This is a genomic window from Catenuloplanes japonicus (genome assembly GCF_000717135.1).
Taxonomy (GTDB): domain Bacteria; phylum Actinomycetota; class Actinomycetes; order Mycobacteriales; family Micromonosporaceae; genus Catenuloplanes; species Catenuloplanes japonicus.
This window is the reverse complement of the sequence record NZ_JNXY01000021.1, coordinates 62,777-82,744: the sequence shown is the minus strand read 5'-3', so window position 1 is coordinate 82,744 and position 19,968 is coordinate 62,777. Positions and strand designations below refer to the sequence as shown.

Here is a 19,968-nt window from a genome sequence, read left to right as displayed (position 1 = left end):
GGATCATCGCAATGCCGGGGCACCCCCTCACGCTCGCCTCTCCCGTGGCTCACGCTCAGACCAGCATGGCCTAATTGCAAAAGCATGGCAATAAGCTTTCCCGCTTCCGGCGTGGTGCAGCCCGTTTGCTCCCGCGGGCGCTTGAGCTTGCTCTGGGGGCGACCCCAGACCCCGGTTCCGCTGGCGCGGTGGTCCGGTTCGCGGGTTGCCGCCGGTTTTCGGCTGATCGGCGAGGAGCGGATTCTCACGTCTGTGAGGCGTCAGCGGAAGGGTGTCGGGAGGACCCGGTAGCGACATGGGGACGCACCGATCATGGAAAGGGTGCCTGGAGTTGTGGGTGCGGGCGGGTTTTGGTGTGAAGCCGGTGTGGCGCGGGAGCGGAAGGGAGGAGCGCCAGCGACGACCGGTGCCCGCGGGAGCGTGCGGACCGCAACCACCGCGAAGTGGGAAAAGGAACCAGATCTTGGTTCAGGGTCAGGCGACCGGTGACGGAGCGGGGGTGAGGGGGTGGCGGCGGGTGGGGAGGAGGAGCGTGGGGTGGGAGATGCTCCAGGCGGCGCCGGCGGCGATCATCTCCTTGATGCGGGCGGCGGGGGTGCCGAGGATGGCGGTGGGGCGGGGGCGGTCGTCGGCGGTGACGAGCTGGATGATGCCGTCGTGGCGGCCGAGGCTGATGCACTGGGCGTAGTAGCGGACCGGTGTCGTCGGGACGGGACGGCCGGTGAGGCGGGCGGAGATCGCGTCGGCGGCCTGCCAGGCGGACGGGAGGCCGGACGCGCAGGACATGCGGAGCGTGGTGCCGTCGGGGCCGGGGGCGTGTGCGGCGTCGCCGACCGCGTAGACGTCGGGGTGGGAGACCGCGCGCATGGTGGCGTCGACGATGATCCGGCCGTCCGGGGCGGTCGACAGGCCGCTGGCGGCGGCGAGCGGATGGGTGGCGAAGCCGGTGGTCCAGACCGTCACGTCGGCGGGGAGGTGGCGGCCGTCCGCGAGCGTGGCGCCGGATCCGTCGGCGGCGACGACCGATGTTCCAGAGTGGACGGTGATGCCGAGCTTCGCCAGCACGGCACGGAGATGGGCCTGCGCGCGCGGGCTGAGCGCGGTGCCGACGCCGTCGCGGGCGGCGATCGCGACGGACAGTGCCGGGTGGGATTCGGCGATCTCGGTGGCGGCCTCGATCGCGGTCAGGCCGCCGCCCGCGACCAGCACGGTGGCGCCGGGGGTGAGGGCCTCCAGCCGGGATCGCAGGCGCAGCGCGGCCGGGCGGCTTCCGACGTGGTCGACGTCCGGGCCGGGCGCGGCGACCGTGCTGCCCAGCGCGTAGACGAGCGTGTCGTAGCGCAGGTCGCCGGTGTCCGTGGTGACCGTGCGGTGCGTGACGTCCAGCGCGGTGACCCTGGCGGGCCGCAGCGTGACGTGGGTGCCGGCGAGGACGTCGCGCAGCGGGCGGTGCGGCAGGTCCTGGCCGGCGGCGAGCTGGTGGAGGCGCACCCGCTCGATGAAGTCCGGGTCCTGGTTGACCAGCGTGATGGACGTGTCGGCGGCGTGCAGCCGGCGGGCGAGGCGGCCGGCCGCGTGGACGCCGGTGTAGCCGGCGCCGAGGACGACGATGCGGTGCGTCATGAGTGAGCTCCCGTCTCGGGTGTGTGGTCGCTACCTGAACCGGACAGCGCCGCGATCCCTGACAGGGCGGGGTTGTGGCCTGCGTCACCAGGTGAGCGGCTCGCCGTGCTCGGCGGTCGCCCACGCGCGGGTGAGGCGTACGAGTTTGGCCGGGCTGGCCTGGACGCGGAGCGCGGCGATGCCGTCCGGCGTGACGTCGAGCGTGATGACGCCGGCGACGCGGCCCTCACCGGCCACGGCCAGCACGGCGGGGCCGCCGTTGACCACGGCGGTGTAGAGCGCGAAGTCCTCGTCGAAGAGCCGGCGGGAGGCGGGCTTGAACAGGCCGCGCAGGAAGCGGGCGATCGCGGTCGCGCCCACGATCGGCATGGTGCGGGCCGGGACCTGGCCGCCGCCGTCGGCCACGCTGATCGCGTCGCCGGTCAGCAGCGCGACCAGCGGCGCGATCTCCCCGCTGAGCGAGGCCCGGACGAACGTGGCCGCGATCTCCGCCGCCTCGGCCGTGGTCGTCTGCACACGCACCCGGCCCGCGGTCAGGTGCTGCCGGGCGCGGTGGTGGATCTGCTGACAGTTCGACTCGGTGAGACGCAGCATGCGGGCGATCTCACCGTGCGGGTAGCCGAACGCCTCGCGCAGCACGTAGACCACGCGCTCGGTGGGGGAGAGGCGTTCCATCAGCGTGAGCATCGCGAACGAGACGGACTCGCGCTGTTCCGCGGTCTCGGCCGGGCCGAGCATGCGGTCGCCGGCCAGGAGCGGTTCGGGCAGCCACTGGCCGACGTAGGTCTCGCGGCGCACCCGGGCGGAGGTGAGCTGGTTGAGGCAGACGTTGGTGAGCGCGGTGGTCAGCCACGCCTCCGGTGTCTCGATGTGCGCCCGGTCCGCGGCCTGCCAGCGCAGGAACGTGTCCTGGACCGCGTCCTCGGCGTCGCCCGCGCCGCCCAGCATCCGGTACGCGATCGCCTCCAGGCGTCCCCGGGAGCGCTCGAACAGGTCGATCTCGTGCGCGCTGAGCGTCATCGCCGCAGAGCTTAGCGTGTGGTCGGCGCCGTCACCTCGTGCCAGGTGAGCCCGTCGTCGGAGAGCAGCAGGCGGTCCTGATGTGACTCCCAGGTGCGGGGCATCCGGTCGATGAATCCGCCGGCCGGGATGGTGTCGAGGTCGTGATCGAGGTCCGGTAGCTCCTGGAACGTCCGTCCGCCGTCGACACTGCGGTAGCCGGTGCGGCTGCGGTCGGCCCGTCTGGCGGAGAGCAGCAGCCCGCCCTGTGGCAGCACGATCGCGCCGTCGATCAGCACGCCCTTCGCGAATCCGGCCGGCCTGATCGTCTCCCAGCGCCGGCCGCCGTCCGTGCTGCGGTTGACCGCGATCGTGTTGCCGGCCAGGACGTACACGGTGCCGTCCGGGCCTGCGGTCATCGTGGCGCCGTTCGGGCCGACCGGCAGTGTCGCGGTCTGCCAGGAGACGCCCCGGTCGTGGCTGGCGAAGACGTCCATGGTCCCGCTGTGGAGGCTGCTCAGCCACATGTCGTCGGCGGGTCTGCCGGGCAGGCTGTGCTGAGTGTCGGCCCGGTCGGGCACCTTCACCGGGACGGCCTCGCCGGTGACCGGGTCGGCCGCCCAGAGGAACGTGCCCACGCCGCCGACCGAGCGCAATGCGATGTCGAGTGGTACGAATCCGGCCGGGACGGACGGCACCGGGTCGGCTGCGTCGCGCGGTGCGCGGGTCCAGGTCGCGCCGGCGTCGGTGCTGAACCACGACCGGTCCTCGTGCCACGACCGCACCCGCAGCGTGGTGGGCGTGACGACGATCAGGTCGAAGATGAGGCCGTTGACGTGCGGCCTCCGTGCCGGATAGGTGTCCAGCGGCAGTGGATGGTGGGTCCAGGTCTCGCCGCCGTCGGCCGACGCGGCGATCATGGTCCGGCAGGGGCGGCCGGTGCAGTCGCCGTAGGTGGCGCACAGGTGGTCCCGGTCCCCGACCATGAGCCGTTCCACCTGGCCGGCGATGGCCTCGGTGATGTCGGGGGCCGCCGGGCCGGCCGTGGTGGCGGTGCCGCACCCGGCCAGCGCGAGCAGGGCGGCAGCCGTTATGAGCAGGCGTTTCATGGGCGACTCCCCGAAGTTTGAGCGGTTGCTCAAAACGTAGCTCAATTTGAGCGATCGCTCAAGGGGGCCCCGCCGACGTGTGGTCCGGCAGCACAGGGGTAGAACGGATGATTGAAACCTTGATCAACAACGGAGGCGTGGGCATGAAGGCAGCGGTGTACTACGAGAACGGCGGACCCGAGGTCTTCCGGTACGAGGAGGTCCCGGACCCGGTGGCACAGGCCGGCGAGGTGCTGCTGCGCATCGAGGCGATCGGCGTGCAGGGCGGCGACCTGCTGCACCGGCAGCTCGCCCCGGTCCAGAACGCGCCGCACATCGTCGGCTACCAGGCCGCGGGCACGATCGTGGCGCTCGGCGACGGCGTGACCGGCGTGCGCGAGGGGCAGCGGGTGGTCGCGTTCATGGCGTCCGGCTCGCACGCGGAGCTGGCCGCGGTGAAGGCGCGCAACGCCTACGCCGTGCCGGACGACATGGACCCGCGGGTCGCGGCCGGCATCCTCATCGAGTTCGCCACCGCGGACGACTGCCTGTTCGAGTTCGGCCGGCTGCGCGCGGGCGAGACCGTGCTGGTCCAGGCCGCGGCCGGCGGTGTCGGGCTCGCGGCGGTGCAGCTCGCCAAGGCCGCGGGTGCGACCGTGATCGGCACGGCCTCCAGCGACGAGAAGCTGGGGCGGCTGGCGCGGTACGGACTCGACCACGCCATCAACTACCGAGACGAGGACGTCGTCGCGCGGGTCCGGGAACTCACCGGCGGCCGGGGCGCGGACCTGGTGCTCGACCCGGTCGGCGGGCGCACGCTGGAGGGCAGCATCGAGGCGCTGGCGTACCGCGGGCGGATCAGCTGGATCGGCGAGGCCGGCCGCGAGGGGTATTCGCCGCAGGTCAGGCCGCTGATGGGCAAGAGCGCGTCGCTGAACGGCGTCTACCTGGCGGCGGAGATGCAGCACGACCCGGCCAGGGTCCGCACGATGGTGGACACGCTCATCGCCCGGATCGCCGCGGGCGAGCTGACCGTGGTGGTGGATCGGGAGTTCCCGCTGGCCGAGGCCGCGGACGCGCACCGCTTCATCGAGAACCGCGAGGCTTTCGGGCGGGTGCTGCTCATTCCGTGATCAAGACCGCACCGGGCCGTACGTGATGTCCATCGTCAACGGCGCCGACTCCGCCGTGCTGACCCGCAACGCGTCCTACCGGGGCACGGCCGCGGGCGCGTCCAAGGTGACCGTGCGTTACGTCACGGACCCGCCGGGCCGGTGCGGATCGCGTACCGGCACATCGCGCCCAACATCGCCTCGCCGCTGATCGCGCACGCGTGCCTGCGGTTCGCCGGCACGCTGCTGAGCGTGTCCGGGCTGTCGTTCCTCGGCCTGGGCGTGCAGCCGCCGACGCCGGAGTGGGGCGCGATGGTCTCCGACGGGCGGGCGTGTCCGTTCGGGCCGCCGCATCTGGTGCTGGCACCGGCCGTCGCCGTCGTCCTCACCGCGTCCCTGGCCACCGCGCTGGGGCGGCGCAGCCCGCGGCAGCGCGAGCGGTCCCAGTCGTGCACACGCTGTCGGCAGGGCTTGAGGTGCCGGACGGGCCGCCGGTCGACGTCCTTCTGCTGTCCCGCGTCGACCTGGGCGACCTCGTTGTGGCTGGCGACGGCGCCGCCGGACCGGTACGCGGTGGTGTGCCACGTCGATCGGCATCGGCCCGCCTGCCGGGTGGCTCCACCGTTCCGGCGGAGCCCTGAGAGGCCGGCTCAGGCGCCGAAGCGCAGGCCGTCGATGAGGAGCGTGACCAGGCGGAGGTTCTCGGGCATGTCGCCGGAGGAGCAGAGGCGGGAGACGGCGGTCAGCAGTTGGGCGGGAGGGATGTCGGCGCGGATCTCGCCGGCGGTGGCGGCGGCGTCGAGGAGCGCGCCGAGCGCGGGCTCGAAGCGCTGGGAGAAGTAGCCGGGGAGCGGCGTGAAGGTGGGGTTGCCGGAGTGGAGGGCGGCGGCCAGGCCGCGCTTCACGGTGACGAACTCGGTGAAGCGCTGGAGCCAGAGGGTCAGCGCCTCCAGCGGCTCGTGGGTGGCGGCCAGCGTGGCGGCGGTGGCGGCGGTGGCGTCGACCTCGGAGCGGAAGACGGCGCTGATCAGGTCGGAGCGCTCGGGGAAGTGGCGGTAGAACGTGGCCAGGCCGACGCCGGCCCTGGTGGTGATCTCGCGGACGGGCGCGTCCAGGCCGGAGGTGAGGAAGACCTCGCGGGCGGCGGTGATCAGGGCTTCGGCGTTGCGTTGGGCGTCCGCGCGTACCCGCCGAGGTGGTTTGTCGGACGTCACGCCTGCCTCCAGGGTTGCGTAAGTGAGAAGGTGTTCCGTATCGTCAGGAAGTGAGAAAGCGTTCCGGTTAATGGTACGGGCTTTGGAGGACGATCATGCACTACCGCACGCTGGGTCGCACCGGCATCCAGGTCAGCCCCTATGCGCTGGGCGCGATGATGTTCGGCGCGATCGGGAATCCGGACCATGACGAGTCGATCCGGATCATCCACCGGGCGCTGGACGCGGGCATCAACTTTGTGGACACGGCGGATGCGTACTCGCGCGGGGAGTCCGAGGAGATCGTCGGGAAGGCGTTGCAGGGGCGGCGGGACCGGATCGTGCTCGCGACCAAGGTGAACGGCGTGATGGGCGGCGATCCGAACCAGCGGGGGCTCTCCCGGCGCTGGATCATGAAGGAGGTCGAGGACTCGCTGCGGCGGCTGCGCACCGACTACCTCGACCTGTACCAGATCCACCGGCCGGATCCGTCGACGGACATCGAGGAGACGCTGTCCGCGCTGACCGACCTGGTGCGCAGCGGGAAGGTGCGGGCGATCGGCTCGTCCACAATGCCGGCCTCGGACATGGTGGAGGCGCAGTGGGTGGCGGAGCGGCGCGGGCTGGAGCGGTTCCGCACCGAGCAGCCGACGTACTCGATCCTGAGCCGGGGGATCGAGCGGGAGATCCTGCCGGTGGCGCAGCGGTACGGCATGGGCGTGCTGGTCTGGAGCCCGCTGGCGCAGGGCATGTTGACCGGCCGGGTACGGAAGGGCGTGCAGACCGACCTGCGCCGGGCCCGGATCTTCACGCACATCCACGACGAGAGCCGGATCGACGCGGTCGAGCAGCTGATCCCGCTGGCGGAGAAGGCCGGGATCCCGCTCACCCATCTGGCGATGGCGTTCTCGATCGCGCACCCGGGTGTGACCTCGGCGATCATCGGCCCGCGCACGATGGAGCAGCTGGACGACCTGCTGGCGAGCGCGGAGGTCACGCTCGACGACGAGATCCTGGACGAGATCGACACGATCGTCCCGCCGGGCACGGACCTCGGCCGGCTCGACATGGCCTACGCGCCGCCCTCGATCACGGAGGTGCCGCTGCGCCGCCGCCCGGCATCCGCACGAGCGGCGCGTACCGTGATGGCGTGATCGATCTTCTGGTGGTGGGCGGCAGCGGGCTGCTGGGCGGCGAGATCGTCCGGCAGTCCGGAGCGCACGCGACGTTCCATCGGGCCGCTCCGGAGACGGAGAACCGGCACCGCCTGGACCTCCGGGACCGCGCCGCCGTGCTGGATCTGGTCCGGCACCTTCGCCCAAGAGTGATCATCAACGCGGCCTACCGGCAGCACGACTGGGCGATCACCGCGGACGGCGCGATGCACGTCGCGGCCGCGGCGGCGCACATCGGAGCACGCCTGGTGCACGTCTCCAGCGACGCGATCTTCTCCGGAAACGCGGTCACCTACGACGAGCGCAGCGTGCCGGATCCGACCACGCCCTACGGTGCCGCCAAGGCCGCGGCCGAGCTGGCGGTCCGCGGCCTTGTCCCGGACGCGGTCATCGCCCGCACCTCGCTGATCATCGGCGAGGGCGAAGTCTCCCATATCCGAAATGTCCAACAAAAAGTGCTGTTCACGGATGATGTCCGTTGCCCCATCCATGTCACCGACCTCGCGGCGGCGCTGCTGGAACTGCGCAACGCACAGGGCGTCCACCACATCGCCGGGCCCGACGCCATCAACCGCCTCGAACTGGCCACGCTCATCGCTCGCCGCGACGGCCTGGACGAGACCGCACTCACGCCCGGCCGACGCGCGGAGACCGGCCCGCCCGGCCCGCTCGCGCTCAGACTCGACTGCGCCTGGACTCAGGAACGCCTCACCGTCAGGCTGCGGGGCGCCCGCGAGTTTCTAGCGCGTCCAGATCCCGCTCCGCGTACAGACGGTGACACCACTCCTCGTTGAGCACGGTCAGCAGGCAGTCCGAGACCGGATAGCTGTCACCCTCGGACGGCCAGCCCGGACCGACGCCCGGCGGCGTCGACGCGGCCAGCGACTCCGGCGTCAGCGTCCCGATCACCGCGCGGACCGTGGCCATCCGGTCCCGGCGCAGCTCCAGCACCTCGGGAAGCGACGGCCGCGCCTCCCGGTCCCACGGCACGCCCGGCGTCGGCTCCATGCCGTCCCACGGCAGGTCGAGCGGGTGCCACGGCGCGGCGCTGCCCTGGACCCCGCGCAGGATCCACGCGTCGGTGGCGAAGAGCAGGTGCCGCAGCGTCTCGATGAACGACCACTCGTCGTCGACGCGCTCGTGCAGCAGTTCCGGGTCGAGCGTGCGGGCCCGCGCCACGGTCGGCTCCCACATCTCGGTCACGGTTTCCCACGCGGTGACGAAGCCCTCGGGCGTGGTGGGGCGCATCAGCGCGCGCCGCGGGTCACGACGGTCCAGCTCGGCCTCGATCAGCGGTGCCACGTCGACGCCGTTGATCGTGAGGTTGCTGATCTCGCCGTTGATGTCCGTGTCGACCAGGTAGACGCCGCGCATGACCGACCCGAAGAAGTCCACGTCCCGGAACGTCGAACGCGCGAGCCGGACCATCCGGAAACGGGTCCCGGACATGTCCCGGTTGCTGAAGTCCGTCATGGACGCAGCGTACGCACGGCGACCGTCTGGCCGTCGCTCACTTCGCCGGTCTTGACGAACCCGAGTCCGAGGTAGAACGGCTCCGGGCCGCCGTCGCGCGGCTCGAACGTCACGTAGGCCTGCGACCAGCCCCGGTCCCGCAGCTCCGCGCAGACCGCCTCGACCGCGAACCGGCCGTAGCCGCGCCCCTGCTTGTCCGCCGCGATGAGCAGCCGCCACAGCCCGGAACGCCTGCCGGGATCGTCGCCGCCCGTCCACTCGTAGTCCACGAACGCCATGACGAACCCGACCGGCTCGTCACCGTCGTAGACCAGCCGCGGCCAGGCCATCTCACCGAACACGTACGCCTCGGCCAGCGACTTCACCACCGGCGCCACCAGGTCGGTCTGATCGTCGCGGACGGCGAGTGCGAGCGCCGCTTCGTAATTGGCCGCGGTCACCGGTTCCAAGCGCATGCGCACAGACTATCTGTAAGACATGAGCGGTTTTTGACTCCTTACCGCGTCGCCGCGTGCGGCGCCGCGGCCGTGGCCGTCATCGCCCGCCGCCCCGGCACCACCATCTTTTGAAGATCAAATGCCCCATGCGGTACGACTCGGAAGCGCAACGGGAGCAGGAAACCTTCGCCCCGGGCGTGGGCCTGGGCGCGTTCCACACCCAGGCCCGGCACTTCTCATGACACCGTGATGACGACCTTGCCCGTCGGGTGGCCGTTCTCGACGGCGGCGAGCGCGGCCGGCGCGTCGGCGAGCGGGTGGACCGCTGTGATCGCGGGAGCCAGCACGCCGTCGACGGCCAGCCGGGCGGCCCGCTCCAGGTTCTCCCGGTCGAGGCGGCGCGCGACGAACCGCCCGCCGAGTTCGGCCACCGACATGTCGTTCACGGCGATGACGGTGCGGGCCTCCCGGGCCAGCGGCGCGACCGTCCGCAGCGAGTCGCCGCCGACCAGGTCGATGATCCCGTCGAAGCCGTCCGGCACCAGCGCGCGGGCCGCGGCGACGACGTCCCCGGCCGTGTAGTCGACGAACCGCACCCCGGCGGCCTCCGCGGCCTCGCGCTTGGCCGTGCTCCCGGTGCCGACCACCCGCAGCCCGCGCGCGGCCGCCAGCCGGGCGACCGCGAGCCCGACCCCGCCCCCGACGCCGTTGACCAGGATCGTCGCACCGGCCGGGGCGTCGAGCGTGTCGAGCGCGTCCACCGCGCTCGTCCCGGCCACCGGCAGCGTCGCCGCCACGAGCGCGGACAGGCCGGCCGGGATGCGCGCGGTGTGCGGCGCGGACAGCACGGTCGTCTCGGCGTAGGTGCCACCGCCGGTCAGCGCGAACCCGAAGACCGCGTCACCCACCTCGAGCCCCTCGACGTCCGCACCGAGCGCGAGCACCACGCCGGCCGCGTCCATGCCCAGCACCCGCGGGAACGGACGCCCGCCGTCGAGCCCGGTGACCAGGCCCGCGCGCACCTGGTAGTCCATCGGGTTCACGCCGGCCACCTGCACCCGGATCAGCACCTCGCCGGGGCCGGGGACGGGGTCCGGGCGATCGAAGAGCTCCTGTACCTCAGGCCCGCCATGCTTGCCGAAACCCCACGCCTGTCCCATGTTCTGCCGCCTCCTGACCGGCCCGGGTGCTCCCGGGCGCTGAGGTCATCCTCGGCGTTGACACCGATGTAAGGGGCAAGCGGCTGAGGTGCAGGTCACCGCCCGGACAGCGCCTCCCGGTGCCGCGTGTTGCCGCTCATCAGCACCTCGAGCGCGTCCCGGGACTCGACCAGGTGCGCGATCTCGGCGTTGAGCCGGTCCCGCTCGCGCGCCATCGCGGTGAACGTCTCCTCGGCGACGTCGAGGGAATCGGGGAGGTCCACGCACGGCAGCACGTTCGCGATCACCCTGCTGGACAGGCCCGCGTCGAACAGCTTCCGGATGAGCAGCACGCGCTCGACCTCGGCCTCGGAGTAGTGCCGCTGTCCCGCGTCCGAGCGTGAGCTGTGCATCAGGCCCTGGTCTTCGTAGTACCGCAGGGAGCGCGGACTCACGCCCGTACGCTGGGACAACTCGCCGATCCGCATCCCGGAAGCCTACGCCGGGCGCCTACGCCGGATGGCCGTCCGGGCGGACCAGGCCGGCCGCGGTCCTTACCGGGCCGCCGTCGCGGAGCCGGGCGAAGAGCGTGCCGCCGTCCGGCAGCGGCTGGTCGGGCACGCGCGGCCCGGTCGGATACGTCACCGCGAGCCCGGACAGCCGTTCGGCCAACCGGCGCGAGAAGTCCGGCACGGTGGCGATCATCTCGCTGAGCACGCCGCGCAGCGCCTGGCCGTCCGGCGAGTACGCGGTCATCAGCGCGGTCTGCGCCCGGGTGTGCGCCAGCAGGTCCGCGCCGACCGGGTGCCGCTCCTCGTGGTAACTGTCCAACAGGGACTCCGGCGCGCGCCCGGTCGCCACCGCCGCCAGCTTCCAGCCGAGGTTGTGCGCGTCCGCGATGCCCGCGTTCATGCCGACGCCGCCGGCCGGGAAGTGCATGTGCGCGGCGTCCCCGGCCACGAACACGGTCCCCTTCCGATACTGCGCCGCCTGCCGGGTCGCGTTGCCGAAGCGGGACAGCCAGTCCGGGTCGCGCAGGCCGAAGTCGGTGCCGGCGATCCGGGTGACGGTCGCACGCACCTCGTCCAGCGTGGGCTCGCCGGTGCCGGCCGGTTCCGCGTCCGCGCCGACCAGGCGGTGCAGGCCGCCGGGCATCGGCACGATCATCAGGCCGCCGCGCGCGCCGGTGAGCGTGAGCACGCCGCGGGCCGGTGGCGCGTCCAGCACCACGTCCGCCAGCCAGCCCCAGGTGGTCGCGTCCGTGCCGGGGAAGTCGATGCCGGCCGCCTCGCGGACGGTGCTGCGGGTGCCGTCGCAGCCGACCACGTACCGGCCCTCGACCACGCTGCCGTCCGCCAGCCGCACGCCGCCGGGTGCGAGCCCGTCGACCCGCACGCCGCGCCGGATGACGGCGCCGAGCGCGCGGGCCCGCTCCTCCAGCAGCTCCTCCGTGCGGGCCTGGACCAGGATCAGCGTGTACGGGAACGGCGTGTCCAGCACCGAGAAGTCCATCCGGTCCGGCAGCGAGGCGAAGTGCCCGTTCGGCACGCGCAGGCCCTCGGCCAGAAACTGTTCCGCGAGCCCGCGCGTGTCCAGGATCTCCAGCGTGCGCGGGTGCACGGTGAGCGCCTTCGAGTGCCGGTCCCGTTCCTCGCGGCGTTCCAGCACGGTGACGGTGGCCCCGCCGAGCCGCAGTTCCCCGGCCAGCCACAGCCCGGTCGGTCCGGCTCCCACGATGACGACGTCCATGTCTCCTCCGATGTCTTGGTCAGTGACCAAGAGACTAGACTAGGTCAGTGACCAAGAGTCAAGAGGATGTCGTGCGCGCCGCACTCGAGGTGCTCCGCGACGAGGGTGCGGCCGGGGTGTCGATGCGCGCGATCGCGGCCCGGCTCGGCGTCCGGATGAACACCGTCGTCTGGCACGCCAAGTCCAAGGCCCGCCTGGAGGAGCTGATGGCGGACGCGATCGTGGCCGGCGCGCGCCTGGACGGACTGCCGGACGACGGCCGGGAACGCGCGGTGGAGATCGCCCACCGCTACCGCCGTGCGCTGCTCGCCCACCGGGACGGCGCGATCGTGGTCGCCGGCACCTACGCGGCCGAGCCCGCCACGCTCGACCTGGCCGAGGCGCTGGCCGCCGCGCTGCTCGACGCCGGGATGGCCGAGCGGGAGGCCGGCTGGACGCTGTGGGCGATCGTCTACTTCGTGCTCGGCCTGGTCCAGGAGGAACAGGCGCTGCCCGCGCGCGCGACCGGCACGCTCGACCCAGGCGACCGCCCCGCGCTGCGCCGCCTGTTCCCCGCGCTGACCGAGGAGTCGTTCGACGCCCGTTTCGCGCACGGCCTCGCGCGACTGCTCGGCACCGGCGCTTGACCCCGACGCTACGTCATGGTTTGCCATGGTGGGGTGAACCGCACCTCCACGGCGTACCTCGCCTCGTATGTCCTGTCCCTGCTCGGCAACTCCGTGGCCGGCGTCGCGCTGCCGCTGATCGTGCTGCAGACCACCGGCAGCGCGCTGGCCGCGGGCACGGTGGCGATCGCGTCCGCGCTCCCGGCCGCGGTCGCCGGCCTGTTCATGGGCGTGGTGATCGACCGGATCAACCGGCGTACCGCGTCCGTGCTCACCGAGCTGATCTCCGCCGCCTCGATCGCCGCGCTGCCGCTGCTGGACTCCGCGGTCGGCCTGTCGCTGAGCTGGTTCGTGCTGTCCGCGGTGGTCGGCTCGTTCGGCGACGTGCCCGGCCTGACCGCGCGCGAGGCCATGCTCCCCGGCATCGCCAGGATCGGCGGCACCCCGGTCGAACGCCTGCTCGGCCTGCGTGAGGCGCTCGGCGCGGTCGTGCTGCTGGTCGGACCCGGCGCGGCCGGCACCATGATCGCGTTCTTCGACGGCAGCGAGATCCTGTGGATCACCGCGGCGCTGTCGGCCACGTCCGCGCTGATCACGCTGCTGATCCCGCGCACGGCCGGTGCGGTGGGGAAACAGCCCACGGGGGTACGACTCCGCGACGGATTCCGCACGCTCGCCCGATCCCCGTTCCTGCTCACCACGACCGCGCTCAGCGGCGCGCTGGTGCTCGTGCTCGGCGGCTTCCAGGGCCTGGTGCTGCCGGTCCACTTCACCCTGATCGACCGCCCGGAGCTGCTCGGACTCGTGCTCAGTGCGCTCGCGGTCGGCCTGCTGGCCGGCGGTGGCCTCTACGCCGTGGCCGGCACCCGCGGCCCGCGCCGGGCCTGGTTCGTCGCCGGGCTGCTGACCACGGTGGCCGGCTTCGCCGCGATGTCGTCACTGGCCGCGCCGTGGCTGGTGCTCGCGTCCGCGGCAGTGGTCGGTCTCGGGAACGGGTTGTTCGGCAGCCTGCTCGGCGTGCTCATGGTGGAGCGGATCCCGGACGCGATGCGCGGCCGCATCATGAGCACGCAGAACACGATCGTCACGCTCGCGCCCGCGCTCGGCTTCGGCGTGACCGCGCTGGTCATCGATTCTGCGGGCGCCCGCGAGGCCGCGATCGGGCTGGCCGCGGTCTGGGTCGTGGCGGGTGTATTCGCACTGTGGGCCCCACCGCTGCGGAACCTGACCGCGACGGAGGCGCGTAACCAGGCCGCACCCGTTGAGTTGCCGGTGTCAGCGTGAGGGCGTTGTCGGCCCACAGGCTGTTGTCGGCCTACAAGCCGCTATGTCGCGAAATGTCGGGCAGACAGTGCCCGGTTGTCCTCGTCCCGGCTGATCACGTCGGGTCCGGACCTCGACGCCGAAAGCTCAGGCAAGGCCGCCACCGCCGGCCGCCGTGTCGTCCGTGGGGCGCCCGCATGCGGCGGGCTGTCCGCCAACGTGCGACGGGCGCCGCGCTTCTCCAGGATCGGGGCGCCCCCCACGTTGGTCCGACGACGTGGGGGACGCCCCGCTCACCGGCTGGGGCGCGCTGCTGCTCGCCGCCGGGCTGCCCGCGAGGCGCCTGCGCAACGGGCGACCCCACCAGCTCCGGGCTGGGTAGCGTGGCGGCACATGAACAGCGGTGAGATCGCGCGGCTGGCCGGGGTGAGTGTGCGGACGCTGCGGCACTACCACCAGGTCGGGGTGCTGCCGGAGCCGGCTCGGCGCGGGAACGGCTATCGCGAGTACACGGTGCGCGACCTCATCCTGCTGCTGCGCGTGCGGCGTCTGGCCGAGCTGGGGCTGTCGCTGGACGAGATTCCGGCGCTGCTGGACGCGGACGACCGGGCCGGCGACGTCCTGGACCGGCTGGATGCGGAGCTGGCGGCGCAGATCGAGCGGCTCACGGCCCGGCGGGCGGTGATCGCGCGGTTGCGGGCGGCCGGTGCGCGCCCGGATCTGCCGCCGGAGCTGGCCGGTATCCCGGCGGCGGACGGTGTGACGCCGGAGGCGGCGCGGGTGGACCGGGAGCTGTCGATCCTGTTCCATCACCTGCTGGACGAGCCCGGCCGGCATGAGCTGGCCGGGCTCCTGGCGGTGCTGTCCGGTCCCGGGCTGCTGGAGGCGCTGACCTCGCTGGCGAACCGGTTCGCCGCGCTCGACGAATCCACGCCGGCCGCGGAGGTGGACCGGATGGCGGCGGACGGGCGAGCTGTCCTGGAGGGGTTGCCGGACGACTATCCGGCGCTGGAGGCGCCCCGGGTGGAGGAGCTGTTCGCGGCGTATGGAGATCTGACGTTCAACGGCGCGCAGCAGGAATTCCTCGCACGGATGGTTCGGGAGTTCCGAGTCGTACCGCTGGGGGATCTTTAGGCATTTGATCTTGATGGGTCGGCGCCGGTGCGCTTTCTTCGGGCAAAGAAAGCGCGACGAGATTTCCGAAATGCGAGGATAAATCGGGTAAATGCACGGGGGAATGTGAGGACCATTACGGTCGGTGGTGGACCAGAGTGGTCCGAGACGGACTAGGTTGGTCCCATGCCGCGACAGACCAAGGAAGAGATCGACGAGGAGATCCTCGATCATGCGGCCGCGCTCTTCGCCCAGCACGGCTTCGCCGAGACGTCCGTGCAACGGATCGCGGACGCGGCCGGCTACTCCAAGACCGGCCTGCTGCATCGCTTCCCCACCAAGGAATCGCTCTGGGAGGCCGCGATCGGCAACTGCACCGGCGCGATCCACGAGATCGCGGGGCTGGACGGTGTGCCGGTCGGCCCGGAGCGGGACCGGCTGATGGTCGCCGGGCTCGTCGACCTCGGACTGAAACGGCCGGGCCTGATGTCGCTCGCGCTCTCCGTGTTCAGCCGCGCCGGCGACCCGCGCACCGCCAACGCGGAGTGCGACGCGATCGCGGACCCGATCCTCGCCTCGTTCGGCATCGACCGGGAGGGCGGCGACCTGGCGCGCGCGGCCCGGGTCGTCACCGCGCTGGGCGGGATCGCGGTCGCGGTCGTCGCGCTCAGCGACGTCGAACCCCGTGACCAGCTCCGGGAACACCTGATCGCGGCCAGTTACGACGCGCTCGGCCACTCACGCTGACGCAATCGAGAGGAACCATCGGCATGGCAACCTTCCTGCATCGCCTCGGGCTGGGCTCGTTCCGGCACCGGTGGGCGGTCACCATCGTCTGGCTGCTGGTCTTTATCGGCACCGGCGTCGGCGCGGCCACGCTCGCCGGCACCATGGCCACGTCGTTCAGCATCCCCGGCCAGGAGTCGACCACCGCGCTCGACCTGATCGACGAGCGCTTCGGCGGCGGCTCCGGCGGCACCGCACAGGTCGTCATCGCGGCGCCGGAGGGCGGCAAGGTCAGCGACCCGGCCGTGGCCGCGCAGATCACCGCGTACGTGCAGAAGCTCGGCGCGCTGCCCGGCGTGGAGAGCGCGAGCAACCCGCTCGACCCGCAGAAGCCCACGGTCTCGCCGGACCTGAGCGCGGCCTACAGCACGGTCACCTACGAGGTGCCCGCGCCGGAGATCACGGTCGAGGAGCGCGAGGCGCTGCTCGACGCCGTCTCCGAGGCCCGGGACGGCGGGCTGAACACCGAGGTCAGCGGCGAGGCCAGCCAGGAGAGCGGTGCGGACATCGGCGGCCCGGCCGAGGCGATCGGCGTGGTCGTGGCGCTGGTCGTGCTGGCCATCACGTACGGCTCGCTCGTCGCCGCCGGCATGAACCTGCTCACCGCGGTCGTCGGCGTCGGCATCGGCGCGCTCGGCATCACCACGCTCAGCGGCTTCGTCGACCTGCAGTCCACCACGCCGATCCTCGCGGTCATGCTCGGCCTCGCGGTCGGCATCGACTACACGCTGTTCATCGTCACCCGCTACCGCCACGAGCTGCTGCACGGCCGCTCCCCGGAGGCCGCGACCGCGATGGCGGTCGGCACGGCCGGATCCGCGGTCGTCACGGCCGGCATCACCGTGGTCATCGCGCTGGCGGGTCTCGCGATCGCGGGCATCCCGTTCCTGACCGAGATGGGCATCGCCGCGGCCGCCACCATCGTCGTGGCCGTGCTGATCGCGATCACGCTGGTGCCGGCGGTGCTGGGTTTCGTGGGCCGGCGGGCGCTGCCCCGTAAGCTGCGGGCCGTTGGTGTCGTTGCTGACGATCAGAGCCGGCCTCTTTACCGCACATGGGCTTCGGTCGTCACCCGGTTCCGCACGCTGAGCCTGCTGGCCGCGGTCGTGGCGCTCGGCGTGGTCTCCATCCCGTTCTTCTCCATGCAGACCACGCTCATCCAGCCCGCGCCGCCCGGCAGCACGCAGGAGAAGGCGCAGGAGCTGATCTCCACGAAGTTCGGCCCCGGCTTCACCGGCCCGCTGGTGGTGCTGGTGGACGGTCCGGGCGCCACCGCGCGGGCGAACACCGCGATCGGTACGTTCCAGGGGCTCGACGACGTGGCGCTGGCCGCGCTCGGCGGGGCCCGGCCCGACGACACCGCCGCGCTGGTCACCGTGATCGCCAAGTCCGCACCGGACAGCCAGGAGACCAAGGATCTGGTGCACAAGCTGCGCGACGCCGTGGACGACAGCGGCGACGACGCCATCTACGTGACCGGCCAGACCGCGGTCAGCGTCGACGTCTCCGAGAAGCTCGACCAGGCACTGCCGCGCTACCTGATCCTGGTCGTCGGCCTCGCGCTCATCCTGCTGATCCTGGTCTTCCGGTCGCTGCTGGTCCCGATCATCGGCGTACTCGGCTTCCTCCTCACCATCGGCTCCGCGCTCGGCGCCACCACCGCGGTCTTCCAGTGGGGCTGGCTCAACCAGATCGTCAACACCGACGTCGAGGCGCCGCTGCTCAGCCTGTCGCCGATCATCGTCATCGGCATCCTGTTCGGCCTCGCCATGGACTACCAGGTCTTCCTGGTCTCCCGCATGCACGAGGCCCACGCGCATGGTGCCTCCCCGCGCGACGCGGTGATCACCGGCTTCAAGCAGGCCGCGCCGGTCGTGGTGGCGGCCGCGACGATCATGTTCGCGGTCTTCGCCGGCTTCGTCCCGGAGGGCAACGACACGATCAAGCCGATCGCGTTCGCGCTGGCCATCGGCATCCTGTTCGACGCCATCATCGTGCGCATGATCGCGGTGCCGGCCGCGCTCGGTCTGATGGGGCGCGCGGCGTGGTGGCTGCCGTCCTGGCTGAGCCGGCTGCCGGTGCTGGACGTGGAGGGGGCGGCGCTGGAGCGCACGGTCCCGTCCACGGTCCCCTCGACCGTCACCGAGACCCCGGAGACGGCGCCGGCGGACTCGTCGTCGGAGTCGGTGCGTCACTGACGACCCGGCCTCCACCCCCGGGAGCGGGAAGACCCAGACCACCTCTGGATCTTCCCGCTCCCCAGGCAGGGCATGATCCGGATACCCGGACCGCGCTGCCCACACCGCGCACCGGCCCAGCGCGCCACCCCACCGGCATAACAGCTCCTCGCGTACCGTCAGGACGGGTTCTTCTCCTCACCTGGGATGTGGTGTGCCATGGACATTCCCCTCTTCGACCTGAGCACATGGCGGGCCGCTGAGCAGCAGGAACGCGTCACACTCGCGGCCAGGCTCGACCAGGCCATGCGCGACTCCGGGTTCTTCCTGGTCAGCGGGCACGGCATCGACGCTTCGCTCACGGACCGGATCCGGGCCGAGGCCCGCACGTTCTTCACGCTGCCCGGCACGGTCAAGGACACCTATGCGACCGGTGTCGGCGGGCGCGGCTGGATCCCCTGCGGGCGGGAGGTGAACGCGTTCTACGGCGAGGTCGCGGACGCGGACAAGCCGGACCTCAAGGAGACCTTCACGCTCGGCCGGGAGCTTCCCGGCGGGGACCCGGCCTGGTTCACGCCGAACGTCTGGCCGGCCGAGGTGCCCGGCCTGCGCGCACCGGTGACCGCGTACGCCGACCTGACGCAGGCGCTCTACCGGGAGCTGCTGGAGGTGCTGGCCGTCGCGCTCGGCCTGGAGGCCGGCTACTTCGTGGCGCGGACCAGGCAGGCGCCGTACACGTTCAACATCAACCGCTATCCGCCGCGGTCGGTCACCGGCACGCCGCTGGAGGGACAGTTCCGGGTCGGCCCGCACACCGACTGGGGCATCCTCACCGTTCTCGACCGGCAGCCCGGCTACGGCGGCCTTCAGGTGCAGGCGCTCGACGGAACGTGGGCGGACGCGCCGTACGTGCCGGGCGCGCTCACGGTCAACATCGCCGACCTGCTCGCCCGCTGGACCGGCGACCGCTGGCGCTCCACCCGCCACCGCGTGCTGCCACCGCCGGACGCCGACGTGAACGAGGAGCTGATCAGCCTCATCGTCTTCTGCGAGTCCGACATGGACCGGACCGTCGTGCCGCTGGCTCCTCCGGTCGGCGGCGGCACGGACTACCCGCCGGTGGTCGCGGGCGACTACTACCGCGAGCGCGACGCCGCGGCCTCGTTCGACTGAGTCAGCCCGTGTGCGCGGGGAGGAGGCGGGCGGCGAGCGTGCGGCCGTCGTGCAGGCCCACGGCCTCCGGCGCCCGATCGTCCACGTTGCGGCCGTTCGGGACGGCCCACGCGGAGCCCAGGCGCGTGAGTGGCGTGCCGGTGCGCAGATCGTAGAGCTCCCACCGGGTCCCGTACGAGAACGGCGGGACGTGGGCGTCGATGGTGCCGTAAACGCTGCTCAACAGCAGCGCCACCGTCTCCGCCCGCTCAAATCTCACCACGCCGAGCACCGCGTCGACGTCGGCGAAGTCGACGACGATCCCGGACGGCTCGATGAGGCGGCTGTGCCCGTGGGATCGCTCCGACGACGCCGTGATCGAGCCGTTGTGCGTGCGCGCGACCGCGTCCTCGAATTCGGGCCAGGCGCTCTGGAACGCACCGATCAGGTGCGCGTGCGCGACCGGTTCCCCGGCGGCCCGGTTGAGCTCCTTCACCAGCTTCCAGGTGCTGCCGTAGTCCGCGAGGAGCACGGTGCCGAGGTGCGCGAGCGGCTCGGGCAGGGCGTCCGGCTCCACGCCCACCAGCACCAGCCGGAGCCGGGGTCCGCAGGCGCCGGCCAACGCGCCTGCCTCGAATCCGAGCCAGGGATCGTCCAGGTTCTCCGCGGTGACGCAGACGATGCCGAGGTCGGCTTTCTCCGCCGCCTCGCACGGCCGCGCTCCCCACGGACGTCCCGGCCCGATCTCGTCGCCGAACATCCAGGCCCGCGTGCCGGGAACCAGGATCGGCAGCCATTCCCGGAGAACGAGTGCCACCCGACGGCCAGCCGGTTTCGACCAGCTGAGGAAGAGCTTCATGGGCGCAGATGGTACGAATGCCCGC

General features: G+C 72.2%; 20 protein-coding genes and 1 pseudogene. 11 read left to right on the top strand and 10 right to left on the bottom strand.

The annotated features are described in order from the left end of the window. Window positions 1–474: 474 nt before the first annotated feature. From OP04_RS27160 to OP04_RS27150, 3 genes are all read right to left on the bottom strand, one after another. Window positions 475–1,623: an NAD(P)/FAD-dependent oxidoreductase gene (locus OP04_RS27160; RefSeq protein ID WP_033342694.1), complete on the bottom strand. Its 1,149-nt coding sequence runs from the start codon at window positions 1,621–1,623 to the stop codon at window positions 475–477. Window positions 1,624–1,707: 84 nt separating this feature from the next. Next, on the bottom strand, window positions 1,708–2,643 hold the full coding sequence (sigJ, locus tag OP04_RS27155) for an RNA polymerase sigma factor SigJ (RefSeq protein ID WP_033342693.1): 936 nt from the start codon (window positions 2,641–2,643) through the stop codon (window positions 1,708–1,710). Window positions 2,644–2,654: 11 nt separating this feature from the next. Beyond that, window positions 2,655–3,731: a beta propeller repeat protein gene (locus OP04_RS27150; RefSeq protein WP_033342692.1), complete on the bottom strand. Its 1,077-nt coding sequence runs from the start codon at window positions 3,729–3,731 to the stop codon at window positions 2,655–2,657. Window positions 3,732–3,874: 143 nt separating this feature from the next. Here OP04_RS27150 and OP04_RS27145 point away from each other — a divergent pair, with 143 nt between their 5' ends. The 3 genes and pseudogenes from OP04_RS27145 to OP04_RS53620 all read left to right on the top strand — a co-directional run. Next, the gene (locus OP04_RS27145) at window positions 3,875–4,843 is read left to right on the top strand and encodes a quinone oxidoreductase family protein (protein WP_033342791.1); all 969 of its coding nucleotides are present in this window, start codon (window positions 3,875–3,877) and stop codon (window positions 4,841–4,843) included. Between the two features lie 22 nt (window positions 4,844–4,865). After that, on the top strand, window positions 4,866–5,033 hold the full coding sequence (locus OP04_RS54835; protein ID WP_198154003.1) for a hypothetical protein: 168 nt from the start codon (window positions 4,866–4,868) through the stop codon (window positions 5,031–5,033). Beyond that, window positions 4,985–5,173: pseudogene (locus OP04_RS53620) on the top strand (ABC transporter permease subunit); the annotation flags it as partial. The gene OP04_RS54835 and the pseudogene OP04_RS53620, both read left to right, overlap by 49 nt. Window positions 5,174–5,472: 299 nt before the next feature. Here the strand turns inward: OP04_RS53620 and OP04_RS27135 are convergent. Continuing rightward, window positions 5,473–6,036 (bottom strand): TetR/AcrR family transcriptional regulator, encoded by a 564-nt coding sequence (locus tag OP04_RS27135; protein ID WP_232323750.1) that lies wholly within the window; start codon window positions 6,034–6,036, stop codon window positions 5,473–5,475. A gap of 95 nt (window positions 6,037–6,131) precedes the next feature. On the opposite strand from OP04_RS27135, the gene OP04_RS27130 reads away from it, so the two are divergent. Together OP04_RS27130 and OP04_RS27125 are read left to right on the top strand one after the other, a co-directional pair. Next, window positions 6,132–7,169 carry an aldo/keto reductase gene (locus tag OP04_RS27130; protein WP_033342689.1) on the top strand — a complete coding sequence of 346 codons (1,038 nt, stop codon included), beginning with the start codon at window positions 6,132–6,134 and terminating at the stop codon, window positions 7,167–7,169. After that, the gene (locus OP04_RS27125) at window positions 7,169–7,984 is read left to right on the top strand and encodes a sugar nucleotide-binding protein (protein ID WP_033342790.1); all 816 of its coding nucleotides are present in this window, start codon (window positions 7,169–7,171) and stop codon (window positions 7,982–7,984) included. The genes OP04_RS27130 and OP04_RS27125 overlap by 1 nt, the downstream gene beginning before the upstream one ends. Here the strand turns inward: OP04_RS27125 and OP04_RS27120 are convergent. The 5 genes from OP04_RS27120 to OP04_RS27100 form a co-directional block, all read right to left on the bottom strand. Continuing rightward, entirely contained in the window at window positions 7,905–8,663 is a 759-nt protein-coding gene (locus tag OP04_RS27120) for a DinB family protein (RefSeq protein ID WP_033342688.1), read from the bottom strand. The two genes, OP04_RS27125 and OP04_RS27120, sit on opposite strands and share 80 nt — an antisense overlap. Then, window positions 8,660–9,118: a GNAT family N-acetyltransferase gene (locus OP04_RS27115; protein WP_033342687.1), complete on the bottom strand. Its 459-nt coding sequence runs from the start codon at window positions 9,116–9,118 to the stop codon at window positions 8,660–8,662. Before OP04_RS27115 ends, OP04_RS27120 begins: the two co-directional genes overlap by 4 nt. A 218-nt stretch (window positions 9,119–9,336) precedes the next feature. Then, complete coding sequence (locus OP04_RS27110; protein ID WP_033342686.1) at window positions 9,337–10,260, bottom strand: NADP-dependent oxidoreductase; 924 nt, start codon at window positions 10,258–10,260, stop codon at window positions 9,337–9,339. 95 nt (window positions 10,261–10,355) lie between these two features. Continuing rightward, entirely contained in the window at window positions 10,356–10,727 is a 372-nt protein-coding gene (locus OP04_RS27105; protein ID WP_033342685.1) for a MerR family transcriptional regulator, read from the bottom strand. Between the two features lie 22 nt (window positions 10,728–10,749). Then, window positions 10,750–11,988, bottom strand: a complete 1,239-nt coding sequence (locus OP04_RS27100; RefSeq protein ID WP_033342684.1) for an FAD-dependent monooxygenase — start codon at window positions 11,986–11,988, stop codon at window positions 10,750–10,752. 47 nt (window positions 11,989–12,035) lie between these two features. Between OP04_RS27100 and OP04_RS27095 the strand changes: the two genes are divergently transcribed. From OP04_RS27095 to OP04_RS27070, 6 genes are all read left to right on the top strand, one after another. Then, the gene (locus tag OP04_RS27095; RefSeq protein ID WP_033342683.1) at window positions 12,036–12,614 is read left to right on the top strand and encodes a TetR/AcrR family transcriptional regulator C-terminal domain-containing protein; all 579 of its coding nucleotides are present in this window, start codon (window positions 12,036–12,038) and stop codon (window positions 12,612–12,614) included. Window positions 12,615–12,647: 33 nt separating this feature from the next. After that, window positions 12,648–13,877 (top strand): MFS transporter, encoded by a 1,230-nt coding sequence (locus OP04_RS27090; RefSeq protein WP_033342682.1) that lies wholly within the window; start codon window positions 12,648–12,650, stop codon window positions 13,875–13,877. Window positions 13,878–14,249: 372 nt separating this feature from the next. Next, window positions 14,250–14,990 (top strand): MerR family transcriptional regulator, encoded by a 741-nt coding sequence (locus OP04_RS27085; RefSeq protein ID WP_033342789.1) that lies wholly within the window; start codon window positions 14,250–14,252, stop codon window positions 14,988–14,990. A 165-nt stretch (window positions 14,991–15,155) separates the two neighbouring features. Continuing rightward, the gene (locus OP04_RS27080) at window positions 15,156–15,716 is read left to right on the top strand and encodes a TetR/AcrR family transcriptional regulator (RefSeq protein ID WP_033342681.1); all 561 of its coding nucleotides are present in this window, start codon (window positions 15,156–15,158) and stop codon (window positions 15,714–15,716) included. Window positions 15,717–15,739: 23 nt separating this feature from the next. Then, entirely contained in the window at window positions 15,740–17,953 is a 2,214-nt protein-coding gene (locus OP04_RS27075) for an MMPL family transporter (RefSeq protein ID WP_085066801.1), read from the top strand. 198 nt (window positions 17,954–18,151) lie between these two features. Next, window positions 18,152–19,105, top strand: a complete 954-nt coding sequence (locus tag OP04_RS27070; RefSeq protein ID WP_157240405.1) for an isopenicillin N synthase family dioxygenase — start codon at window positions 18,152–18,154, stop codon at window positions 19,103–19,105. A gap of 1 nt (window position 19,106) precedes the next feature. Here the strand turns inward: OP04_RS27070 and OP04_RS27065 are convergent, their stop codons facing one another. Continuing rightward, the gene (locus OP04_RS27065; protein ID WP_085066800.1) at window positions 19,107–19,943 is read right to left on the bottom strand and encodes a TIR domain-containing protein; all 837 of its coding nucleotides are present in this window, start codon (window positions 19,941–19,943) and stop codon (window positions 19,107–19,109) included. Window positions 19,944–19,968: the final 25 nt, after the last annotated feature.